Here is a 1,052-nt window from a genome sequence, read left to right as displayed (position 1 = left end):
CACCCTCACGGGGGTGAGAATGATTGGAACCAAATAAAATATTTGGCACTGACATTCATCGACACACTATTGAGTTCTCAAAGAACACACGCACAAACGATCTCCCGGGCGCTATGTCCCGCTCGATCGTGAGGCAACTTTTCAAGCTTAGCCCCAGACGCGCAGCAGAACCAAATCGGCTGGTTGTTGGGAGCTAGTGTGATCATCAGGCGAAGCTCGTCTCACCGGAGTCGGTGTCCGTGTCGCTCTGACCTGGAATAAGTTACGTGTTGGTTGTTCGCATGTCAAATCGCCTGTTCAGGAGGGGTTTTCGCGAACCCGTCCCGACACCGGTTGTTCAGTCGGCGGTTCCGACCCGTTCGATCTCGGCCCCGAGCGAGCGCAGGTTCTCCACGAAATCCGGGTAACCCCGGTCGATGTGGAAGACGTCGTGCACTTCGGTGACACCGTCGGCGACCAGGCCCGCGAGCACCAGACCCGCGCCGGCGCGAATGTCGGAGGACCACACGGGAGCCGAGGACAGGCGCGGAATCCCGCGCACCACAGCGTGATGCCCATCGGTGCGGGCATCCGCACCCAAGCGGATCATCTCTTCGACGAAGCGGAAGCGCGCTTCGAAAATGTTCTCGGTGATCATCGAGGTGCCGTCCGCGATCGCGGCCAGGCCGATGGCCATGGGCTGCAGGTCGGTGGGAAATCCCGGGAACGGCAGGGTCGAGAAGTTCACCGCGCGCGGGCGATCCGCCTGCACCACGCGAAAACCATCCGGTTCGAACGAGATTCGGGCGCCCGCGGAACGCAGCTTGTCCAGCACCAGCGACAGGTGCTTGGGGTTGATGCCGGTCACCCGCACGTCACCGGTGGTCATGGCGGCGGCGATGCCCCAGGTCGCGGCGACGATGCGGTCACCGATCACCCGGTGGGTAGTCGGTGCGAGCTTGTCCACGCCTTCGATGGTCAGTACCGAGGTGCCCGCGCCGGAGATCTTCGCGCCCATCCGCGCCAGCATGGTGCAGAGATCCACGATCTCCGGTTCGCGCGCGGCATTGACG

1 protein-coding gene is annotated in these 1,052 nt (G+C 62.6%); it reads right to left on the bottom strand.

All coding sequences use genetic code 11. The features are described from left to right. Positions 1-337: 337 nt before the first annotated feature. The coding region (locus ACWELQ_RS46210; RefSeq protein WP_452403276.1) for a UDP-N-acetylglucosamine 1-carboxyvinyltransferase at positions 338-1,052 on the bottom strand (715 nt) is incomplete at its 5' end.

The organism is Nocardia sp. NPDC004722, assembly GCF_053601505.1.
Note: the sequence above shows the minus strand (reverse complement) of the source record. Positions and strands in the feature narration are given on the sequence as shown.